At 64.5% G+C, this 501-nt stretch carries 1 pseudogene; it reads right to left on the minus strand.

The features are described from left to right. Positions 1-501, minus strand: a pseudogene (locus OHD62_RS35595) (IS630 family transposase); the annotation flags it as partial.

Here is a 501-nt window from a genome sequence, read left to right on the forward strand (position 1 = left end):
ACCGACGTGAGCCCAGTCTCGCATTCCGATTGATGTGATTGTTTCGGGTTGGGCGATGAGCTCCTGCCAAGCCTCGCAGGCGGCGTCGATGATGGCGTCGTGGCCTTCGAAGACGCGGTTGGAGAGCCCGTTGGCGCGCAGATATTGCCAGACGTTCTCGACCGGGCTGAGTTTCGGGGCTCGCGACGGCAGCAGCACCGGCGTGATGTTTCGGTACCTTCAGCTTGGCGGTCGTGTGCCAGCCTGCCCGGTCGAGTAGCAGCACGGCGTGCGCGCCGCGCGCCACATGGCGGCTGATCTCGTTGAGATGAACCTGCATGGCCGCGGTGTCGGCAAACGGCAACGCCAGGGCTGCTCCTTTGCCGCGCGCCGGGCAGATGGCGCCGAATAGGTATGCGCTTTCTTTGATAGCGCTGGTCGGCGGGCCGTCTGGGCCGCGTGCCACGGCGCGCCCATTGCCGTACGACACCGTTCTTCTGGCCAATTCTGGCTTCATCTTTA

It is taken from the genome of Mesorhizobium sp. YC-39 (assembly GCF_025753795.1).
In the GTDB taxonomy this organism is placed as follows: domain Bacteria; phylum Pseudomonadota; class Alphaproteobacteria; order Rhizobiales; family Rhizobiaceae; genus Mesorhizobium.